14 protein-coding genes are annotated in these 18,906 nt (G+C 67.0%); 4 read left to right on the top strand and 10 right to left on the bottom strand.

All coding sequences use genetic code 11. The annotated features are described in order from the left end of the window. Positions 1-48: 48 nt before the first annotated feature. The 8 genes from ACFTE1_RS18390 to ACFTE1_RS18355 all read right to left on the bottom strand — a co-directional run bounded on the left by ACFTE1_RS18390 (position 49) and on the right by ACFTE1_RS18355 (position 11,040). Positions 49-1,611, bottom strand: coding sequence for a threonine/serine exporter family protein (locus ACFTE1_RS18390; RefSeq protein WP_380623684.1), 1,563 nt, complete (start codon positions 1,609-1,611; stop codon positions 49-51). Positions 1,612-2,092: 481 nt separating this feature from the next. Beyond that, entirely contained in the window at positions 2,093-3,193 is a 1,101-nt protein-coding gene (locus ACFTE1_RS18385; protein WP_380623686.1) for a hypothetical protein, read from the bottom strand. A gap of 145 nt (positions 3,194-3,338) precedes the next feature. After that, on the bottom strand, positions 3,339-4,010 hold the full coding sequence (locus ACFTE1_RS18380) for a response regulator (RefSeq protein ID WP_380623688.1): 672 nt from the start codon (positions 4,008-4,010) through the stop codon (positions 3,339-3,341). Beyond that, on the bottom strand, positions 3,995-5,143 hold the full coding sequence (locus ACFTE1_RS18375) for a sensor histidine kinase (protein ID WP_380623690.1): 1,149 nt from the start codon (positions 5,141-5,143) through the stop codon (positions 3,995-3,997). Before ACFTE1_RS18375 ends, ACFTE1_RS18380 begins: the two co-directional genes overlap by 16 nt. Positions 5,144-5,161: 18 nt before the next feature. Next, positions 5,162-7,018, bottom strand: a complete 1,857-nt coding sequence (locus ACFTE1_RS18370; RefSeq protein ID WP_380623692.1) for a serine hydrolase domain-containing protein — start codon at positions 7,016-7,018, stop codon at positions 5,162-5,164. A 254-nt stretch (positions 7,019-7,272) separates the two neighbouring features. After that, positions 7,273-8,031 carry a dienelactone hydrolase family protein gene (locus ACFTE1_RS18365; protein WP_380624298.1) on the bottom strand — a complete coding sequence of 253 codons (759 nt, stop codon included), beginning with the start codon at positions 8,029-8,031 and terminating at the stop codon, positions 7,273-7,275. Positions 8,032-8,260: 229 nt separating this feature from the next. Then, a complete protein-coding gene (locus tag ACFTE1_RS18360; RefSeq protein WP_380623694.1) occupies positions 8,261-8,677 on the bottom strand; it encodes a hypothetical protein in 417 nt (138 codons plus the stop codon). A 269-nt stretch (positions 8,678-8,946) separates the two neighbouring features. Next, on the bottom strand, positions 8,947-11,040 hold the full coding sequence (locus ACFTE1_RS18355) for a (Fe-S)-binding protein (protein ID WP_380623696.1): 2,094 nt from the start codon (positions 11,038-11,040) through the stop codon (positions 8,947-8,949). Positions 11,041-11,724: 684 nt separating this feature from the next. Between ACFTE1_RS18355 and ACFTE1_RS18350 the strand changes: the two genes are divergently transcribed. From ACFTE1_RS18350 to ACFTE1_RS18335, 4 genes are all read left to right on the top strand, one after another. After that, a complete protein-coding gene (locus tag ACFTE1_RS18350; protein WP_380623698.1) occupies positions 11,725-14,739 on the top strand; it encodes a sensor histidine kinase in 3,015 nt (1,004 codons plus the stop codon). Between the two features lie 24 nt (positions 14,740-14,763). Further along, positions 14,764-15,159, top strand: coding sequence for a roadblock/LC7 domain-containing protein (locus ACFTE1_RS18345; RefSeq protein WP_380623700.1), 396 nt, complete (start codon positions 14,764-14,766; stop codon positions 15,157-15,159). Positions 15,160-15,443: 284 nt separating this feature from the next. Beyond that, on the top strand, positions 15,444-15,824 hold the full coding sequence (locus ACFTE1_RS18340; protein ID WP_380623702.1) for a DUF742 domain-containing protein: 381 nt from the start codon (positions 15,444-15,446) through the stop codon (positions 15,822-15,824). 7 nt (positions 15,825-15,831) lie between these two features. Further along, a complete protein-coding gene (locus ACFTE1_RS18335) occupies positions 15,832-16,416 on the top strand; it encodes a GTP-binding protein (protein ID WP_380623704.1) in 585 nt (194 codons plus the stop codon). Between the two features lie 594 nt (positions 16,417-17,010). On the opposite strand, the gene ACFTE1_RS18330 is transcribed toward ACFTE1_RS18335, so the two are convergent. Both ACFTE1_RS18330 and ACFTE1_RS18325 read right to left on the bottom strand, forming a co-directional pair. After that, positions 17,011-17,901 (bottom strand): phage antirepressor KilAC domain-containing protein, encoded by an 891-nt coding sequence (locus tag ACFTE1_RS18330; RefSeq protein WP_380623706.1) that lies wholly within the window; start codon positions 17,899-17,901, stop codon positions 17,011-17,013. Between the two features lie 290 nt (positions 17,902-18,191). Next, positions 18,192-18,899, bottom strand: a complete 708-nt coding sequence (locus ACFTE1_RS18325; RefSeq protein WP_380623708.1) for a hypothetical protein — start codon at positions 18,897-18,899, stop codon at positions 18,192-18,194. Positions 18,900-18,906: the final 7 nt, after the last annotated feature.

The following is an 18,906-nucleotide window of genomic DNA, read 5'->3' as shown; positions in this document are numbered from 1 at the left end:
GAAACCACCACCCGGCATTGACCATCCGCCTTCTACCGCGCCGGTCGCCTAGTCGTCGCCCCGGCGGCGACGCCGACCCCCGCGCAACCAGTAGCCCTTCGGTTCCTTTCCAACTCCGCCATGCCCGCCTTCTTCCCGTCCGAAGAGCTCCTCCTCAGCGGTCGAGCCGGCGTGGGCCCCTCCAGGAAGTTCACCCGCCGAACTTCCCGCGAACCCCTCGGGACCGTCGGCCGGCACCGGCAGGAACTTGTCCGTGATCCGCTTGAAGGTCGGCAAGGCCCTGTCGAAGGACAGCACGATACCCAGCCTGGTCTGCGTCAGGCTCGAACCGACCAGCACTCCCAGCGCGATCGACATGACCGTGACCAGGGCGGTGATGACATCGTAGATGCCCGCGTCGATGCCGACCTTGGTCACGAACTCCGAAACCCCGGCCAGACCCAGTGCGCCCGGCACGACGAGCCAGAACGCTGGAAAGAAGGTCACCTGCGCGGGAGGCCCCGACTTCTGCTGCTCGATCGAGTAGGTCACGAGCGGGAGGATGAGACCCGCCAGGAAGGCTCCCAGCAGCGTCGAACCGAAGATCTGCCCCGTGTACATCGCCAGCCAGACCGCGTACAGGGAGATCAAGACCCAGATGATCGAGTGCTTCGGAGCGGACAGGAAGAAGTAGTAGCCCATTCCCGTCACGGCCACTCCCAGCCAGGCGACCCATTGGCCGATCGGCTGTTCCTGGATCGGCGAGTACTCCGGCGACATGAGCTCGTAGCCGATGAAGATGCCGAAGGCCAGCAGGAACAGCACGTTGAACGCGTACATCATGCGCGCCGAGCCGGCCATGATGGAGCCGGTCGCCAACTCCATGGTCCCGATCGTCAGCGCCGCCCCCGGCAGGTAGATGATCAGCGGGGGAATCAGCAGTTTGATCGGATCCCCGCCGGTCATGGCGTCCGGCAGTGAGAACGCGATGATCGTGACCATAGTTCCGGAGACGACGGGCAGAGCCAGCGACAGGGTCTGGAAACGGAACGAGATCATGTGGGTCAGGCCGACGATGAGCCCGAGCAGGGCGTACGTACCCACCACCGCGATGGGCGGGTTCCGGGTCAGACCGAGCCCCACGGCGAGCAGCGCGCAGCCGAGCACCATGACGAGCGGGCTGAACCGCGGCGGCTTCTTCTGGATCTCCCGGAGCCGCCGAAGCCCGATCGTCGGGTTCAGCTTTGTCTCCTCGGCCTCCTTGATCAGGCTGTAGAGGTCCGCGATCTGGTCCAGGCGCAGCGTCGTCGACGGCGTGGCGGCGAAGTCCGTCGACATGTTGCCGTCGGGCAGCTCGATGCGGACGAACACGCCGGCCGGCAGGACGAGCACCTCGATGTTCATTACGCCGTACGCGTGCGCCAACTGGCTGAGCTGGGTCGTCGCCTTGGTCGTGGAATCGCCGCTGATGCTGAGCATGATCCCGACCGAGCGCAGGAAGTCGATCAGGTCCCTGGGCGGAGGCGGCGGTCCTTTCGGCTCGTCGCCGTCGGCGGAGGGACTGCGGCTTCCAGTGCCCAGATACTGGCGCGCACGGTCGAAACTCTGACCGAACTTCTGCCAGACCGACATTCTCCACACCTGTTCCATGGCTCCGCGCTGCGACCGACGGGGCTGTCGTGCGAGGCGAGCAGTTCTTGGTCCTGTGCCTCGACCCCACCGTGGATTTTATGTCCGACGGTGGACGACGATGCTCGAATAGGCTAATCGTGCACACGTTCGAGTAACGTCGGCCGCGGCAGCGATGCGAGAGCGGAGTCGCCGGTGAAATCGTTCCCGAACAGGCTCAGTATCCATGGAAGGATCTCAGCGATCGGTCCTAGCGCTTTGGTACCAGCGCTTCGGTCCCGGCGATCGGGTCCCCTGGTCGGTTTCCCGCGTCCTGGTCATAGCGGTCGGACCTCTCCTATGCGAAGGTCTGAGTTCGAAAGTCAGAGCGCGGCCGCGGGCCGCCTGGCGCTGGGGCCTGCGGAAACCGGGTGACTGGAGCGGGCGCCTCCGGGTGGAGACCGCGCCACCGCCTCCCAACCTGTCGTCGCTGTCGTCAGTAGTTTCACGGCCTTTCGATCGCTCCTTCCACGCCGATTCCCTTGCTGGGCCCAACGGTGCGCCCAGTGCCGGTCACTTCGCTGCTCCGCTCGCTGTTCCGCAGGCGGGCGATGTAGTCGATGCGCTGGGCCAGAGCCTGCTTCTGCTCGTCCGTGCGAACCCACCCCCGGCTCATCAGCGCCCCGGCGACGCTGCGCAGGAGATTCCTCGGCTTGGACATGACATCGCGCCACCGTGCGACGATGACCTCCCAGCCGAGGTCGGTGAGCTCTCCGCGCCGCCCTCGGTCGAGGACGACGTCCGTCAGCCGCGAATGCAGCCTCCTGCCGTCGTACTCCACGGCCACCTCGTACTCCTCCCACGCGAAATCCAGGCGGACGTACGGGAACTCCCGTCCGGTCTCCACATCGAACTGCGGAGTGGGAGTCGGAAGCCCGATGTCGAGGAACAGGCAGCGGCACCAGGACTCCATGAACGACTCCGACCAGGGAATCGCCCGTCGTGACAGGGTGACGACGCGGTCCTTCACACGCTGCGGCAGATCGGCGTCCTTGACCAGCTCCCGCACGGAGTAGGCGTGGAGGTCCACGGCACGGAAGCTGTCGGCGGCTGCCTGGGCCTCCACTCGGGGCACGGTGCTCAGCAGGTCGATCGCCGTCTGATCGAGCGTGGTCGTATGGACTTCTCCTCTCGTCGAAATCAGCGGGTCGCCGTTCTCCGGCCACTCGTAGAGGAGAAGCGGGCTGTCGGGTTCGCGCAGCGCCTCGTAGCGTTCTCGCTCCCCCGGAGGGACCAGCACTTCTAGCGGCCAGGTGTGGTCGTAGTGGGCCGGCGGGAACAGGTCGTGGCCCATGAGCTTCGCGGCGGTGCGGCGGGTGAAGACCGGTTCGTCGGCGCCCAGCCGATCGGACAGGTCGTAGGCGCGGTAGAGAGTCGGGTCGAGGGGCCCGGCAGCGGGGAGCAGGGACCGGTAGAGGTCCAAGTCCGGCCAGTAGGTGGGAGCGGCGGAAGTGTCGAACGGATTGGTCCCGACCGGTCGAGCGGTGGCGTCCGGAACGTCAACGGAGTCGGTCCGGAGCGATGTCGTGCTTTGAATGGAGCTCATCCGAACAGAATGTGCGACCGAGAACAACGTAGGCAAGAGTCGGCTTCTCGTAATAATGAGGACCGTCCGAAGCGTCTAGAAGCGGTTCTCTGCCAGAAGGAAGGACGGGCTCCAAGCGACGCGGGGCGCTCGAGAGGGACCGGTTTCAGCCGGGAGAGTACCCTGGACGGTCCGGCACGACCAGTCCCGACTCGTAGGCCGCGACGACCGCCTGGGTCCGGTCCCTGAGCCCCAGTTTGAAAAGCAGCTTCGAGATATGGGTCTTGACAGTGTGGGCGCTGACGTGCTCGGCCGCCGCGATCTCGGTGTTCGACAGTCCGCGGGCCACGAGAACGAGGATCTCGCGTTCCCTCTCTGTCAAGTCCGGCAGGGCTCCGACGTTGCCCCTCCTGGCACGGCGGTCGACCGCGTCGGCTATCAAGCGGCGTGTGACACTGGGAGCCAGGAGCGCTTCCCCGGAAGCAACGACCCGCACCGCGTGCACGAGGTCGTCACGGCGGCCGTCCTTCAGAAGGAACCCCGCCGCCCCCGCCTCCAGCGACCGGTACACGAAGTCGTCGTTGTCGAACGTGGTCAGCATGACCGCCCGCGCGTCGGACTCGTTCCGCAACCTCCGCAGGACCTCTATACCGTCCATGTCCGGCATGCGGATGTCCAGCAGGACGACGTCCGGTTCGGTCCGGCGCACCACCTCGACCGCCCGAGCGCCGCCGTCGGCCTCACCGACGACCTCCATGTCCTCCTGCGCGTCGATGATGAGCGAGAAGCCCGACCTGACCAGCTCCTGGTCGTCCACGACCACTACCCGCACGGCCACGGCGACTCCGGAATCTCGGCCTCGACGCGGAACCCGCCCGTCGGGGCCGGACCGGCCCGGAACCACCCGCCGAGCGACTCCACCCGTCCGCGCAGATTGCGCAGCCCGTTCCCCACCGACATCTCTTCCACGACCCCATTGTCCTCCACGGTGATCCGCAGGCCGACCCCGTCGCCGGCCACTGACACCTCCGACACCGTTCCCTTCGAATGCCTCAGAAAGTTCGTCAAAGCCTCTTGGACCACTCGGTAGGCCACGGCCCCTTCCTCCGCCGACCCGCGTCCACGTGAGAAGGCGACGAGCCTGACCGTCCTCTCACCGGCTTCGTCGGTCCTCTTCACCAGTTCCGGGATGTCGTCCGTTCCCGGCGGTGTCTCCGTCTGCCACAGGTCCACGAGCGAACGGACCTGGTCCATGGCCGTTCGCCCCGTGTCCGCTATGGCGTCGAACGCCGCCACCGCCCTTTTCGGGTTCTTCTCAACCGCCAGTGGACCCGACTCGGCTTGGACCACCATGAGACTGACCGTGTGGCCGAGGACGTCGTGCATCTCCCTGGCGATGCGCTCGCGTTCCCTCAGCGCCGCCCGCTCGCTCTCCCTCTCGCGCTCGCGCCTCTCCCGTTGGGCGATCTCCTTCCTGCCGGCGATGTGCCGGCCGAGAAACCAGGCCGTTGCCATCAGAACAAGGGAACGGGAGGCCGTCTCGAGGCTCGGCGGGCGGAGGACCACGTCGACGGCCTGGAAGAACGCCGCCGAGGCCAGGAGGGCAGCGCCCCAGCGGCGTACGGTTCTCGATCGGCTCTCGGCGACCGTGTAGACCGCGACCAGTGTCCCGTAAGGGACCGGTTGCGGGGCCTGGTCGGGGTCGGACAGGATGTAGAGTCCCATGCCGAGGAGGACCAGCGCGAGCACGGCCACCGGGTGGGCGCGGCGCCAGAGCAGTGGCAGGGCCATGAGCAGGACCGGGAGGTACTGCCATACCGTCCAGCCCGTCTCCGGAGCCGATTCCCTCACCGTGACCAGGAACGGCAGCGAATGCGCCACCAGAACGGCGAGTGCGATTCCCCCGTCGACGGCCCATCGCGGTGCTCGTTCGGTAATCAAATCGGCTTCCAACCCTCCCCTGACTCTCATGCGTCCTCCTCGCCGGCCCTACAGGAACGGCAGACTCAGAATGTTGTACTCCGCGCAGGCGAGCGTGAAGGCCACCGCTCCCAGCGTCGCGGCCGCGTAGGACACCCGGCCCATGACCGATCCTTGCCGCTTCGCCAAGGCCCTCACGGCGAACACGACCTGCACGACGGTGACCGGCAAGGTCAGGGCCGCCAGGATCAAAGCGGCGACCAGCAACGGATCGGCGGTCAACAGGGCGACGGTGAAGGCGCCCTTGCTTTCGGCCAGCACCGCGCCAATGGCAATGAACGCTGTGACCAGGGCGGCGTTCACCCACGGCACGATCCACCGGGGTGCGGCGCGGCGGTGCCATGCGGCTATCGGCACACCTACCAGAACCAGCAGTACCGAGGCCAGGGCCGCTGCCAGCAGCACACGGTACAAGGTCGGATTCTGGAACCATTCGACGCGCTCGTAACCGATGACATGGCCGTCCAGGGCGAAGGTGTCCCGATCGATGAACGTCAACCGATGAAAAGTGCCTTCCCGAACGTATCGGCCCTCGCCCACCGGCGTCCAGGTGACTTTCTTACCGAAGAGGCCTTCCGTAACCAGGCTTCCTTCTTCGCCGGTCGCCACGGTCACCGGGCCGTCCACGAGAGGCCGAAAGCGGATGAATCCGTTGCGGCTGGTCCTGCTGCTGATAAAAGTGCCCTCGTACTGCTCGGAATCGGCGGTGACCGCCTCCTCCTCCGGTGCCTCCAGCGCAGGCAGGTGCTCGGCGATGACCTCTTCCAAGAGATCGACCGGCCCGATGCCGCCTCCCTCGTCGCTGTCGGCGTTCGAGGCGATGTGGAATCCGATCCCCAGGTCGGGGATGATCGCCATGCCGGTGTGGAATCCGGGCAGGTCGCCCGCCTTGAACCACACCGAACGGCCCGCGACGGACGTCTGCTCCCAGCCGAACCCCATGGCGCTGAACTCCGGTGCGTTTCGGAACTGCGGGGAGAGCATCCGCTCGGCGACACCGTCTCCCAGGCGCGGGTCGCGGGCCATCATCGCCGCCAGGTAAACGGCCATGTCGTCGCCCGACGCGACAGGCCCTATTCCCACCGGGAACAGGGCCCCGTAACGCATTTCGGTCGGCCGCTTGCCGTCTCGCCCGATAATGTACCCGGTGGCGACGTCGCGCTCGGTCTCCTCGTCGTAGGGCACCGCCGCCGAGGAGGCCCCCATCCCCAACGGCTCGAAGACGTTATCCTCCAGATACTTCGCGAACGGCATGTCCGTCACGCACTCCACGATGTACGCGGCGAGCGCGAATCCGTAGTTGTCGTACGATACGAGCTTGCCCGGCGGGCGAACCCGTTCCGGCTGCTTCTCCTCCAGTTCTTCTCCCAGAGGCGTCACCGGGCCCGATTCCACGCCCATGCCGATGAAATGGTCCTCGTCGAACCCGCCTGTGTAGGTCAACAGGTTCCGCACCGTCACCGGCCGGCCAGGGTAGGCGTCCTCGATCCGGAAGCCCTCCAGGTACTCGTTGACATCGGCGTCTAGGTCGACCGCGCCGTCTTCCACCAACTGCAGTACCGCCTGGGCGGTGAACAGCTTCGCCTCCGATGCCAGTGAGAACCGCGTGGTCTCGGGGTCCACCTTCTCCCCGCCGTCGATGTCGGCGACGCCGAAGCCTTCCGAGTGAAGGACCCCCTCCTCGGAGACGAGCGATACCGCCACGCCGGGGACGTCCCTGGCCTCCATCTCCCGTTCGACGTATCCGCGCATCGTGTCCCAGACGCCGTCGTCCTCGGCCTTCGCCGGCGCTGCCGCCAGCGGTGCCAGTGCCGTGGCCGCCAGGGCGGCCCATGCGGCCAGTCTTCTCCGTACTCGACTTTCCATGCGGTCCACGTTCGCTCGGGCACCGTCTCGGCCGCATCGCCCGCAGTTCCTATTTCCCCTCTTCCCCAGGAGAACCATGCCCGCTTAACAGAAACAGCGGACCGGCGGTGCTCGTCTGGCCGCTCGTCACCTCTTGCTCCGCGAAGGACGGTCTTGAGACAGCGGGACACGACGGTATCCGAGGGGCGTCGCGCACGGCGCCTCGAACACGTCTGTCCGGGACGAGGCGCCGCACGACTGGGCCGGGGCCTGGATCAGGCCGTTCCGTGGCCCTTCAAGGCGCGATCGAGTAGAGGCAGCAGGTCGTCCCAGTGGCGCCGCAGACCGTCCGGGCTGAACGCCTCGGTGTCGGCCATGGTGAAGCCGTGGGCGGCTCCGGGATAGATTTCCGAGGTGTACTCGACGCCGGCGGCGTTCAAGGCCTCGTTGAGCTCGGCGAACACCTCAGGCGTCATGTCGCCGTCGGCGTTTCCGAGAAGGACCTCTGCCTTGATCCGCGAGAAGGACCTGTGGGGACTGTCCGGATCGTCGGTGACCAGCGGGCCCCCGTGGAACCCGGCCACTGCGGCCACCCGGTCGGCGTGGGTCGCCGCCGTGCGCATCGCCAGCATCCCGCCGATGCAGTACCCGGTCACTCCGACCGGTCCGCCGCTAACTTCGGACCGGGAGCCGAGAAAGTCGAGGAAGGCGTCGGCATCGCTCTTGATCTGGTCGACGGTGTACGCGACCACCAGGGGAATCAGCTTCTCGATGAGTTCGGGACGGTGCTCCGCGCTGATGAACTCGGGAAGTTCGATTACCGGCGCCGGGCCGTGCCGGTAGAGGACGTTGGGGACGAGCACGTAGTACCCGTGCGCGGCCAGTTCGGCGGCCATCTCTCGCAGGACCGGCCGGAGGCCGAAGGCGTCCATGTACATCAGGACGCCGGGATGCGGCTCGCCGTCGTCGGGGTAGGCCGCGAAGGCGTCGGCTCGGCCGTCTCGGGTGGGAATCTGCAGGGTCGTGATCGGAATGGCGAATCGGCCTCTCTGTGTCGGGTTCGATGCGGTGTCGCCTGGTGATCGGCAACGGCCGCAGGGCGAACCGCTAGAACATTAGCACCGCCGATCGCCGGGCGCCACGTGTTCGCCTAGGCGCTCGCCGTACCCGGGGGCGGTTGGGTGGCCGGTCCCGTGAGCCGTGGTCGACGGCGAATCCGGCCGGTCGGGGCCCGGCGTAGCCAACGGCACTGGGCGACCGCGGTCAGATGGCCGTCACATCGTGGCGGCGGAAGAACGCGGCGAAGAAGGCGGTGACGATGCCGGCGAGGGTCACGATGCCGAAGCAGGAGGAGAAGACCATCTTCACCGAATGGTGGTCGCGGAAAGTCTCGTGGGCGAGGATGTACACGTCGGCCAGGCCGCTGACGACGGAGACCGCGCAGACCAGGTAGATCCACGGAGTGGTCGACGACTGTCTGGCGGCGATGACGCCGAGTATGAGGATCGCGGCCAGGGAGCTCACGGCGAGCGCGAGGTAGACGTCGGCGCCGATCTCGACGCTTTCGGCGTCGGCGCCGCGGATGAGCAGGTAGTCGCTGACCAGGTAGCCGATCTTCGCGACCAGCATGGACCAGAGGACGACGAGCATGAAGCGGTGGAATCCGCCGGATCGGGGCATGGGTGGCTCCAGGTGTCGGGGGAATCGGTGAACGGTCCCTTCGGGGGCGTCGGAACTCGCCAATGATAGTGCAGGCGGTCTACTTCAATATCTTTGGGCGCCAGGGTGACCGGAGCTAAGTCAGTAGCTCGGGGCGATGCGGGTGCCAGAGCGACCGGGGCGAAGGCGGTGAACCAGGGCTAAGCCGGTGGCCCCGGGGGCGACGAGGGCATAGAGAAAGGGCCGCGCTCCCGTAGGAGCACGGCCCTGGAGACAGAGCGGCGGGACGCCTAGTTCTGCTGGCGGGCCAGCAGCTGGGCGACGTCCACGACCTCGACGTCGTCCTCCTTGCCGGCGTCGGCGACGCCGTCACGGAGCATGGTCGAGCAGAACGGGCAGCCGACGGCGACGGTCTTGGCGCCGGTGCCGATGGCCTCGTCGGCCCGCTCGCGGTTGACGCGCTTACCGATGGGCTCTTCGAGCCACATCCGGCCGCCGCCGGCGCCGCAGCAGAACGACTCGGTGCCGCTGCGGGGCATCTCGGTCAGGTTGTCGTCGCCGATCAGCTCGCGCGGCGGCGTGAAGACGCGGTTGTGGCGACCCAGGTAGCAGGGGTCGTGCCAGGTGACGTCCTTCTGCTCGAGCTGCTTGAGCTTGCCTTCGGAGACGAGCTGGGCGAGCAGCTGGGTGTGGTGGACGACCTCGTAGGAGCCGCCCAGATCCTCGTACTCGTTGCCGATGGTGTTGAGGCAGTGCGGGCAGGTCGCGATGATCTTCGTGGCCTTGACCTCGTTGAGCGTCTCGATGTTCTGCTCGGCCAACATCTGGTACATGAACTCGTGCCCGATGCGGCGGGCGGAGTCGCCGGTGCAGGTCTCGGCCTCGCCGAGGACGGCGAACTTGACGCCCGCGGTGTGCAGCAGCGTGGCGACGGCGCGAGCGGTCTTCTGCGCCTTCGGGTCGTAGGCGCCGGCGCAGCCGACCCAGTAGAGGTACTCCCAGTCCCCGCCCTCTTCGGCGAGCGGCACCTCGAACTCGAGCTCCTTGGCCCAGTCGAGGCGCTTGTTCGGCGCCTCGCCCCAGGGGTTGCCCTTGTTCTCGAGGTTGCGCATCATCGTCTGCCCCTCTTCGGGGAAGTCCGACTCCATCATGGTCTGGAAGCGGCGCAGGTCGAGGATGGTGTCGACGTGCTCGATGTCGACGGGGCACTGCTCGACGCAGGCGCCGCAGGTGGTGCAGGACCAGAGGACGTCGGGGTCGATGATCGACCCGATGATCTGGGTCGTCTCGTGCGTCTCGCCCTTCGCGGCGGCGGCCTTGAGGTACGGGGCCTCCTGGTAGAGGTGGTCGCGCAGGTCGGTGACGAGCTTCTTGGGCGAGAGCGGCTTGCCCGTGTTCCAGGCGGGGCACTGCGACTGGCAGCGGCCGCACTCGGTGCAGGTGGAGAAGTCGAGGAGGCCCTTCCAGGTGAAGTCGGTGAGGACGCCGACGCCGAAGGGCGTCTCTTCGGGGTCGTCCTTCTCGAAGTCGATGGGCCGTCCGTCGGCGAGCATCGGCTTGGCCGGGCCGAGCGCGACCTCGCCGGTGGCGTTGCGCTTGAAGTAGATGTTGAAGAACGCCGTGATGCGGTGCCAGCCGATGCCCATCGTCGGGTTGAGGGCGATGATGAGGAAGAAGGTCCACGACACGAGGATCTTGAACCCGGCGATCAGGGTGATGCCGGTGAGGGCGCCGGACTCGGAGAGCCCGCCGTAGAGGCCGGACAGCGCCGAGGAGATCGGGGAGGCCCAGGTCTTGTCGGTGGCGCCGGCGGCGAACTCGAGCGAGCGGATCCCGAAGTAGCAGGCGACGATGAGGAAGATGGTCGCCTCGATGTAGAACGCCTGCCACTGGGTGGAGTTCTCGAATCGGGACCGCGATTTGCGCTGACCTGCCTCGGAGGCCTCGCCTTCGGGCGGCACCTTCTTATTGGAGGGCTGGTTCAGCATGCGGATGGTGAAGAGGGTGATGATCCCCAGGCCGGTGAGGACCGCGATGAACTCGCTGGCCATCATCCATACGCCCCAGTGGCCGACGAGCGGCAGCGTCCAGTGGGGGTTGAGGACCTCGAAATAGGCGGTCAAGAGGATCGGGAAGAGCGAGAAGAAGCCGATGAAGACGACCCAGTGGGCCGCTCCGACCAGGCTCCACTGGAGCATCCTGGTGTGACCCAGGGTCTCCCGGGCCAGGGTTGTCCACCGGGCCTTCTTGTCGTCGCTGCGGTCCTCTTTCTGCCCGAGGCGAACTGTCGCCAGCATGTCGACGCAGGCGCGGGCGAACAGCCAGATGGCGACGCCTGTGTAGGCGAACGCTATCAGCGCTGTGACGATCTGGACGGCTCCCATTGACGTCCTCCCTTGGGTTGATATAGGGCGGTGGTGTCTGTTGCTCAGACTATATGTTACCCATGAGTAATTTATCGCGCTACTCAGGTCACACTCATTCTCTGTGCGGGTGAATCCGGACTTGAGGCCTGTGCGCGGGGATGTCGGGTCTGACACGCGATTTCCCCTGGAAAGAGGGGTAGCGCGAACGTTGTTTGATCGTGACCAGACTGGTATCGCTCCGAGACCTGACAGGGAGTGATGAGGGATAGTGCAGTATCGATATGGCTGCCTGTTCGGGGGAGATCAACGCTCCGCCAAAGGGATTGAGTTTGACGGCGAACGGTTGAATACAGAGTATTTTAATGCCGGTTTTGCATAGTTTTACGGTGGTTTCCTTACCCCCTGTGTTCGGATCCGAGAGGCTGATCGAACTTCTGAGCGCCCCTGGTTAAAGTCAGGAACCTTGGTCATGATGGAATTTGCAGGGTTCCCGCCACTGGAGCGTCCTCGATGCCCTTCTGAAGAGCGAGGGCGAGCCTCCTAGTGCCCCAAGGGAACCCCTGGAAACAGCAGTCGTGCGACCCGGCTCTGCCCAGACGATTGAGACCGCCCCAGGAGGCAGTACAGGTGAGTAAACGCAGCTCAAGTCGCAAGGCTTCAGCGGTGAAGCGGGGAGCCCTCGGCTTCCCGCGCATCTCGGATATGAGAATCAGGTCCAAACTGGGCCTGATCCTGCTGATCCCGCTGATCGTCCTCGTAGCCGTCGCCTCGCTCCGCCTGTACGACCTCACGAACAAGGCCGTCGCCGCCGACGACATGGTCAACCTGGTGGAGTTCAACGACATCACCGCGGAACTGCGGTACAACCTCCAGAAGGAGCGCTCCGAGCTCGTCACGTTCATCCGCGCGAACACCGTCAAGGGGTCGATCCGCGAGCTGAACCCGGACGACTACACCGCCGAGGCGATCGAAGAGCTCGTCACCGTCTCGGACGAGTCGCTCGAGGACTTCCGCGAGGCCGGACAGAACCTGGCGCTGGCCAACGGCGAGATCGAACGGCGCATCCAGCTGGTCACCGACTCCCTGGAGACGATCAACCGCGTCCGCGACCGGGCCATCGAACAGCCCAAGACGACCTCGATCGCGTCGACCTCCCGCGTCTACCAGAACGTCATCACCTCGCTGGTGACCATCACCGACGTCTCGGCGCGCATCGTCACCGACGCCGAGATCGCCCGCCAGCTGCAGGTCATGGCGTCCGTGACCGACATCCTCGAGCAGACCGAGGAAGAGCGGTCGATGGCGATCAACGTCGGCGACAAGAACACCTTCCCCAACAACGGCCGAGCCCGCGACTTCGCGGTGCGCGCCAACGAGAGGGAGAAGGCGCAGGAGGACTTCCAGCGTCTGGCCGACCGCCAGGAGCAGCAGGACTTCTACTTCGGTGAGAACGGCCTCGAGACCGACGCCGCCAAGACCGCGCTCGACTTCGAGTCCGACACCAAGGCCGCCACGACCGAGACCCAGCTGAACGTCTCCGCCGACCTCCTGGCCTCGTACGACGCCATCCTGGAGGGCGGCGCGGCCTTCATCGAGTCGGTCTCCCAAGACACCCAGACCCAGGCGGAGGGCAACCTCCAGTCGCAGATCTTCCAGCTGCTGCTGGAGACCATCGTCATCCTCGTCGCGCTCATCATCGCGACCCTGGTCGCCCTGATCATCGCCCGCAACATGGCCACCGGCCTGAAGCGCCTGCGCGAGGGCGCGCTGGACGTGGCGCACGTGAGCCTCCCGCAGGCGGTGGCCCAGATGAGGAGCCAGGAGGGCCTGGGCAACCGGACCCCCGAGGAGGTCGCCAACGAGGCCGGCAAGGCCATCGACATCGACCAGCGCGACGAGATCGGCAACGTCGCCCAGGCGTTCAACATCGTCCACACCGAGGCGATCCGCATCTCGGCCGAGCAGGCCGCCCTGCGGTCCAACGTCTCGACCATGTTCATCAACCTCGCCCGCCGCTCCCAGGGCCTCGTCGACCGCCTCATCGGCCACCTCGACGAGCTGGAGCGCGGTGAAGAGGACCCGGACCGCCTCGCCGAGCTGTTCAAGCTCGACCACCTGGCGACCCGAATGCGCCGCAACGACGAGAACCTCCTGGTTCTGGCCGGGGCCGACTCCTCACGCCAGGAGCGCCACCCGGCGGAGATCGGCGACATCCTCCAGGCCTCGCAGTCCGAGGTCGAGCACTACACGAGGATCGAGTTCGGCCAGTGCCACGGCGACCGCGACGTGAAGCCCGCGGCGGTCAACGACGTCGTCCACCTCGTCGCCGAGCTGATGGACAACGCCACCTCCTTCTCCCCGCCCGACTCGCAGGTCCTGGCGGAGGCCGTCCCGACCAAGGTCAACGGCCCCACGCCCGGCGACGCGATCCGCGTGAGGGTGATCGACTCCGGCATCGGCATGTCGGAGAACCAGATCGAGCAAATCAACGAGCAGCTGTCGACCGACACCGGCTCGGTGGACATCACGACGTCGAGGATGATGGGCCTCGTCGTGGTCGCGCGCCTGGCGCAGCGCCACGGCATCAAGGTCAGCCTCCACGCCGGCGCCGAGCGCGGCATCATCGCCGAGGTCATCGTCCCCGAGTCGATCCTCACCGAGCCGAAGTTGCGCCAGCGCCCGCTGGAGAACACCGGCAACATCCCGGCCATCCCGGACACGCCCGCGGGCATGTTCGGCTCCCAGCCGGCCCCGGTGTCCCCGCCGATGAACGCGGGCTTCGGGAACCACTCGGTCAGCTCCGACTCCTACGGCTCCCAGGGCCTGGGCGGCCAGACGCAGGGCATTCCGGCCCAGCGCGAGCCGCAGGTGCCCGCAGAGCCCCCGGTGGACCCGGGCATGATGTTCCGCCCCGGCGGCATGTCCGAGCCGACCCCGGAGGGCGAGGAGCGCCCCATGGAGGTCACCGGCGAGATCGTCGCCTCGGAGAACATCGCCCTGCCGAAGATCCAGCTGGAGGCCGCGCCCGAGCCGGCGCCGCCGTCGTGGATGGACACCGCCTCGAACACGGGCACCAACGAGCCCCGCGAGGCCGGCGGCCGCATCTCCGCGATCGACGAGACCACCGAGCTCCCCATCTTCCGCGAGGCCGAGTCGGCCTGGTTCAAGGCCACCACTCCGGCGCCGCAGCCGGCCGAGACCGAAGCGGTCAAGGGCCTGCCCGAGTCGCTTCCCTCGGGTGAGGAGGCCGGGACTTCACAGGGTGAGTCCGACTCGGATAGAGTCGAGGTGGACGAGAAGACTACGACCACGAGTGGGGAAGACATGTCCCAGCCTTGGCTGAGCGGCGCCGCGGGCGACCCGGAACCCGCCGCCGACTCCCAAGGGGCGCCAGAGGAGGCCTCCGCCCCGGAGGAGGTCCACCGGCGCCGGATCGGAGGGTCCCAGGGCGCGGCGGACGTCTCGGACGACGCCTACTCTTGGCGTACGGCCGCTGACAGCGCCTGGGAGCGCGTCGACTCGGCCCTGTCGACCGAGGAAGACGACGAGACGACCAACGGGCTGCCCAAGCGCCGGCCCGGCGCGAAACTGCTGCCCGGCGGTGTCACTGAACCGCAAGAGACTGTCAGTGCCCAGAAGCGCAACCCCGAAGGAATCCGTGGCCTGCTGAGCGCCTACCACCGCGGCGTGCAGCGCGGCCGGGGCAGTGACAACTAGGTCCCAATTAAGGAGCACACATACATGAGCACTGCTGGAACGACGCCCCAGGACTTGGGGTGGCTGCTGGCCGGATTCGCCGAACGGGTGCCCGGCGTCGCGCACGCCGTCGCCGTCTCGGCGGACGGACTCCTGTTGGCCTCTTCTCGCGACCTTCCCCGGGACCGGGCCGACCAGCTCTCCGCCGTCACTTCGGGCCTCGTCTCGCTCACCCAGGGCGCCTCGCGCTGCTTCGAGGGCGGGGCGGTCCTCCAGACCGTTGTGGAGATGGACCACGGATTCCTCTTCCTCATGTCCATCAGCGATGGATCCTCGTTCGCGGTTCTGGCGTCTAAGAACTGCGACGTCGGCCAGGTGGGCTACGAGATGGCCCTGCTGGTCGACCGAGTCGGCCAGGCGCTGACGCCGAACCGCCGCTAGAAGGAGGAGCCGCACTCTCGTGCCCGGCGCACCCCCGGTGCGACGCAACGAATCAGGCGTGACGCACCATAGAGGGGCGATATCCTGCGGGAACCGCCCCGGGGGACGGAGACCGCACCCCGGCGGTCTCAGGACCAGCCCGAGAATCAAACTCACACGTTTGATACAAATTAGCTAGAAGTAAATACCATTTTGTGGTTGACGAACAACGGACTGCAAATCCCGGACACCCCTGCCAGAGTCTTCAACGGCGGGAACCGAGGGGCAGCGGTTGGAGGTAAACAATGGTCTTCGGTGGTGGAGAGGAGCCTACCGGCTCGCTCGTGCGGCCCTACGCGGTGACGCGAGGCCGTACACGACCGCAACTGGAAATCGCCTTGGAAGCCCTCATTGAGACGACCATGCGTGGTCGCTCCGGTGAATTCCTCGGTGGCAGAGAACAACAAGCGATAGCCCACCTGTGCGGAGGCGGGCTCCAGTCGCTTGCCGAAATCGCCGCCCGCATGGAAGTGCCGATCGGGGTTGCCCGCGTGCTCGTGGCCGACATGGCCGCCAGCGGCCTGCTGGCCGTGCACGAACCGACCGCTTTCTCTCAGGACTCCGCCGACGGCGGCGTCGGAACCGACCTTCTTGAGCGCGTGCTCTCAGGACTCAGGAGGCTGTAGTAACTAAATGAACGCTCCCGCGAACAACTCCCGCGTCACCAGCGCCAAGATCGTAGTGGCCGGCGGATTCGGAGTCGGAAAGACCACCCTGGTGGGTTCCGTCTCCGAGATCACCCCGCTGACCACCGAGGCGATCATGACGTCGGCCTCCGAAGGAGTCGACGACAACAACCTGGTGCCGGACAAGGCGACGACGACAGTCGCCATGGACTTCGGTCGTATCACGATCGACTCCGAACTGATTCTGTACCTCTTCGGAACACCCGGCCAGAACCGCTTCTGGTTCATGTGGGACGAGCTGGTCCGCGGTGCCATCGGCGCCGTGGTCCTGGTCGACACCCGCCGCCTGGCCGACTGCTTCTCCGTCGTGGACTTCTTCGAGCACCGCAAACTGCCCTACGTGGTGGCCGTCAACTGCTTTGACGGAAAGCAGCTGCACGACCTGGAGGACATCCGCGAGGCCCTCCAGGTCTCCCCGGACGTGCCGATCATGTACACCGACGCCCGCAACAGGGAGTCGACCAAGCAGGTCCTCATCAAATTGGTGGAATTCGTCCTCTCCATGCGCCGCACCCGCACCGTCGGCGTCTAGGACGAGAAGAGAAGCAGAGAAAGCGCGACGAGCGTCGGCGAGAGGCGGCGGGCCGGTGGGCCCGCCGCCTCTCGCCGTTTTCGAGCGCGCCGCGTTCGCGCGGTGGGTACAGCATCGCCGCCGACGCCAGCCAACGCGAGGCCGTGCGCGCAGTGTGCGCACGGTGGACACTACATCCGTCTACGCCCGGTCCTGGCCGTTTCCGTGCGCGCGGCGTTCGTGCGGCTTGCGCGGACGGACGGACGATCGGCGCTGTGCCGGCGGACGGTGCGGGTGTGCGAGGACGGGTGAGTCCGCGCCCGCCCGGTGACGACGTCGGCCTCGTAGGCGGCCCCTGCGCCTCGGAAGGGTCCGAAGGCGGGGCCCGAGGACCGATCAGAGCGGAAAGTCCGCCAGGCTGCCCCCTGCCGGGGCCGCGGCACCGTCGGTGGACGGGGCCGCCGGCCGGCGCGCGTTGCGAACGGCGCGCCGACCGGAATTCCGCGGACTAACGCTCCCCGCGACCTCTCGCTCGGACTAACGTTCCCCGCTCCCCCTTGCGCGGACTACTGCTCCCCGCGTTCCCTCGCTCGGACTACTGCTCGCCCAGGTCCCTCACGCGGCCCGCTGGTGCGGCAGCCTGGGACGGCGCCTTGCGAGCTTCGTCCGCAGATCGGCCAGCCCCTTGGGCGTCACGCGGATCTGCGGCGCGGCGATGATCCGCTCCCCGGAGACGGGGTGCTCGAAGGACCGGACCCGCTCCACGAGCCGGCCGTTGTCCACGGCCGACTGGTAGGCGCGCCAGGCGTGGTCCTCCTCCTGCGAACGGTAGATCCACCCGAACCGCTCCAGCGCGGCGAACAGCCGGTGCTGGCCGATGAGGATCCGCCTGTCCCGCGAGAGGATCTTGGCGGCGTCGCCCACCGCCACGTCGCCCCGCGTGGACGCCAGGGAGTCCCAGGCGCGGGCGGCCGGCTCGAGCCGGTCCATGTGCAGGCCCTGCTTCTCCAGCCCCCGGGCCTGGCGGGCGGCCAGCTCCAGGGCCTCGGAGAAGGACTTGGGGATCTGCCCGGCGTACGGAGTCTCCGACGCCTGGGTGGCGGTGGTGAAGTACGCCTGCGCCGAGGCGACCTCGCGGCGGCGCGGATCGCCGTTCATGGCCACCAGATAGGCGGCGTAGCGGGTCAGGCGGACGTCCCTGTCGCGGGTGCGGGAGGGGAGGCCCTCCGGCGCGTCGTCCGGCACGGCCTCGTCGAAGAGCGGGTTCGTGCCGACCTCCTTGAAGTGGTCGAGCGAGTTCACGCCCGAGGCCTGGCAGGAGATCATCGCCCGGGAGACGGGCTCCGGCGAGGACGGGTCCGCCCCGAGGAGGGGCAGCAGCTCGGAGGCGAGCCAGTAGTCCCCGTCGGGGTCCCGATGGCGGGCCTGCTCGAACGGGGAGGTGTCGACGGGAAGGTCGTCGTGTGCGGTGTCCGATCCGGTGTACGGGGCTCCGGTGTTGCTCATGCTAAGGTGAACCTCCTGGGTCAGCGCTTGGCCTGGGGCACTCCATCGAAGGCGGCCCGCGAGTTGTGGAAGGCGAGCGGACGCGCCGGAGTGCCTGGTGAAGGACCGGCGACAAGTCGGTCCTTATCTCTTTATTATAGGGCATGGCGGCGACATTTTCCCTTGTCGCAAGGCCTGTTTCGAACAAATTTTCGATGATTTCCCCGGGGTGGAACGCCTTTCGCCGGGCAAAGGAGAACCGCCGGGGCGCAGGGCCCTCGGCGGTCGGGGAAGTCGGATTCCAGACGGGCTCAGCGCCAGTCGACGGCCTCTCCCATCTTCCCGACGACCGAACGCCAGGCGATGGCGGTCTGCTCGGTGGAGGCCTTCTTGATCTTCCGGTTGGCGCGCACGGCCTTCAGCCCGCCCTCCACACTGTCGCGCAGATGGTTGTCGAGCTGGTCGAGCGGCGAACCGGGGTCCAGCGCGTCGGAGACGCCCTCCAGGTCGCAGACGTAGGCGACGTCCCGAGCGATCTCGCCGGCGGCGATGAGCTCCTCGTGGTTCCACGTGCCCTGGCGCAGGTCGGGGACGATGGAGGACAGGTCGTACACGTCGGCCTCGTCGGCCTCCACATGCGAGGCCTCCAGGTCCTCCTGGAGCTTCCCGTACTCCTCCAACCAGGCCAGCTCCGAGTCGTCGTTCTCCCGGACGTACTTCACCAGGTCCTCGGGGTCCTCGAACACCAGCAGCTTGCCCTTGCGCGCCAGCATCACCGGAACCTCCTCCGGCTCGGCGTCATTGGCGTCGAAGTCCATCTCGTCCGGGTCCGGGTTGTCAGTGGACTCCGGGTCGTCGGACACGGGAGGGTCGGAGAGGTTCCCCTTCCAGTTGGGCAGGGTGTCGGACATCCGGTAAGCCCGGAGCGTGTAGCCCGAGCGCGTGCCGACTGCCAACTCGACGGGGTCGATGCGCAGGTCCTCCCAGAACTGGGCGACCTCTTTGCTGCGTTCCTCCATGGTTCCC

Source organism: Salininema proteolyticum (assembly GCF_042685645.1).
In the GTDB taxonomy this organism is placed as follows: domain Bacteria; phylum Actinomycetota; class Actinomycetes; order Mycobacteriales; family Micromonosporaceae; genus Salininema; species Salininema proteolyticum.
The sequence above is the reverse complement of the archived record's forward strand: the minus strand, read 5'-3'. Positions and strand labels throughout refer to the sequence as shown.

Coding starts and splice junctions, on each gene's coding strand:
- ACFTE1_RS18370 (WP_380623692.1), bottom strand. CDS start 7,018: ATGGAAAGTCGAGTACGGAGAAGACTGGCCGCATGGGCCGCCCTGGCG.
- ACFTE1_RS18335 (WP_380623704.1), top strand. CDS start 15,832: ATGAACGCTCCCGCGAACAACTCCCGCGTCACCAGCGCCAAGATCGTA.
- ACFTE1_RS18355 (WP_380623696.1), bottom strand. CDS start 11,040: ATGGGAGCCGTCCAGATCGTCACAGCGCTGATAGCGTTCGCCTACACA.
- ACFTE1_RS18375 (WP_380623690.1), bottom strand. CDS start 5,143: ATGAGAGTCAGGGGAGGGTTGGAAGCCGATTTGATTACCGAACGAGCA.
- ACFTE1_RS18390 (WP_380623684.1), bottom strand. CDS start 1,611: ATGTCGGTCTGGCAGAAGTTCGGTCAGAGTTTCGACCGTGCGCGCCAG.
- ACFTE1_RS18325 (WP_380623708.1), bottom strand. CDS start 18,899: ATGGAGGAACGCAGCAAAGAGGTCGCCCAGTTCTGGGAGGACCTGCGC.
- ACFTE1_RS18385 (WP_380623686.1), bottom strand. CDS start 3,193: ATGAGCTCCATTCAAAGCACGACATCGCTCCGGACCGACTCCGTTGAC.
- ACFTE1_RS18330 (WP_380623706.1), bottom strand. CDS start 17,901: ATGAGCAACACCGGAGCCCCGTACACCGGATCGGACACCGCACACGAC.
- ACFTE1_RS18340 (WP_380623702.1), top strand. CDS start 15,444: ATGGTCTTCGGTGGTGGAGAGGAGCCTACCGGCTCGCTCGTGCGGCCC.
- ACFTE1_RS18360 (WP_380623694.1), bottom strand. CDS start 8,677: ATGCCCCGATCCGGCGGATTCCACCGCTTCATGCTCGTCGTCCTCTGG.
- ACFTE1_RS18345 (WP_380623700.1), top strand. CDS start 14,764: ATGAGCACTGCTGGAACGACGCCCCAGGACTTGGGGTGGCTGCTGGCC.
- ACFTE1_RS18350 (WP_380623698.1), top strand. CDS start 11,725: ATGAGAATCAGGTCCAAACTGGGCCTGATCCTGCTGATCCCGCTGATC.